This window comes from Streptomyces sp. UH6 (genome assembly GCF_013421635.1).
Lineage (GTDB): Bacteria > Actinomycetota > Actinomycetes > Streptomycetales > Streptomycetaceae > Streptomyces > Streptomyces abyssomicinicus.
This window is the reverse complement of record NZ_JACADT010001155.1, coordinates 1-1,637: the sequence shown is the minus strand read 5'-3', so window position 1 is coordinate 1,637 and position 1,637 is coordinate 1. Positions and strand designations below refer to the sequence as shown.

Annotated in this window: 2 protein-coding genes; both read left to right on the top strand. The window is 73.0% G+C overall.

What is annotated here, in order from left to right:
* Nucleotides 1-835: ScpA family protein (locus tag HW445_RS30175; protein WP_180223984.1), on the top strand; the 835-nt coding region annotated here is incomplete at its 5' end.
* Entirely contained in the window at nt 832-1,506 is a 675-nt protein-coding gene (gene scpB, locus HW445_RS30170) for an SMC-Scp complex subunit ScpB (RefSeq protein WP_180223983.1), read from the top strand. The genes HW445_RS30175 and scpB, both read left to right, overlap by 4 nt.
* Nucleotides 1,507-1,637 lie beyond the last annotated feature (131 nt).

Below are 1,637 nucleotides of genomic sequence, written 5' to 3'. Positions count from 1 at the left end.
CGCCGAGGGCGGGGAACCGGCGGACCCGGACACGTTCACCGTGCGGCTCACCAACTTCGAGGGCCCGTTCGACCTGCTCCTCCAGCTGATCTCCAAGCACAAGCTGGACGTCACCGAGGTCGCCCTCTCGCAGGTCACCGACGAGTTCATGGCCCACATCCGCTCCCGCGGCGACGACTGGGACCTGGACCGGACCACCGAGTTCCTCGTCGTCGCGGCCACCCTGCTCGACCTGAAGGCCGCCCGGCTGCTCCCCGCGGCCGAGGTGGAGGACGAGGCCGACCTCGCCCTCCTCGAGGCGCGCGACCTGCTCTTCGCCCGCCTGCTGCAGTACCGCGCGTACAAGCAGATCGCCGACATCTTCAGCGCCCGCCTGGACGACGAGTCCCGCCGCCACCCGCGCACCGTGGGCCTCGAACCGCACCACGCCGCACTGCTGCCGGACGTCGTCCTCAGCATCGGCCCCGAGGGGTTCGCCCGGCTGGCCGTGAAGGCGATGCAGCCGAAGGCCCCGCCGCAGGTGTACGTCGACCACATCCACGCTCCGCTGGTGAGCGTCCGGGAACAGGCGGCCGTCGTGCTGGCCCGGCTGCGCGAACTGGGCGAGACCACCTTCCGCGCCCTGGTGGCGGACACCGACGACACCCTCACCGTCGTCGCCCGCTTCCTGGCCCTGCTGGAGCTCTACCGGGAGAAGGCGGTCGCCCTGGAGCAGGAGACCGCCCTGGGCGAGCTGCTGGTCCGCCGGACCGGCGACGAGGACGGCCCCCGGCCGGTCGTCACCGACGAGTTCGACCGCCCGACCGCCGACACGACGAAGGAGGAGCGCGCATGAGCACCGCCGGCACCCCCGAGGAGACCGCCGCCGGCCCGCGGGACGACGCCGTCGCGGCACTGGACCTCAGGCCCGCCCTGGAGGCCGTGCTGATGGTCGTCGACGAACCCGCCACCGAGGAGCACCTCGCCAGGGTGCTCCGGCGGCCCCGCCGTGCCGTCGCCGACGCCCTGCGCGAACTGGCCGACGAGTACGCCGCGCAGCGCCGTGGCTTCGAGCTGCGCAAGGTCGCCGGCGGCTGGCGGTTCTACACCCGGCCCGAGTACTCCGCCGCCGTGGAGGCGCTGGTCCTCGACGGCCGGACGGCCCGCCTCACCCAGGCCGCGCTGGAGACCCTGGCCGTCGTCGCCTACCGCCAGCCGGTGAGCCGGTCGCGGGTCTCCGCGGTGCGCGGAGTGAACTGCGACGGCGTGATGCGCACCCTCCTCCAGCGGGGTCTCGTCGAGGAGGCGGGCACGGAACCCGAAACAGGTGCGATCCTGTACAGGACGACGAACTACTTCCTGGAGCGGATGGGCCTGCGCGGTCTGGACGAACTCCCCGAGCTCGCGCCCTTCGTCCCGGAGGCGGAGACGATCGAGGCCGAGAGCCAGGAAGGGGTTCCGTCGTTCGACCCGGACGCACCCGATGCGCCGGGAGCAGACGACGCAGACGACCAGACGGAACTTTGATGCGAAGCAGCGGCAGCGGCAAGAGCGGCGGGCGCGGGAACTACCGCGGCGCCGGCAACGACAGGGACCAGAAGCAGGGGCAGGGCCGCCCCCGCAAGCCCCGCCCCGAGGAGCGCCGCTACGACGTGGGT

Coding starts and splice junctions, on each gene's coding strand:
- scpB (WP_180223983.1), top strand. CDS start 832: ATGAGCACCGCCGGCACCCCCGAGGAGACCGCCGCCGGCCCGCGGGAC.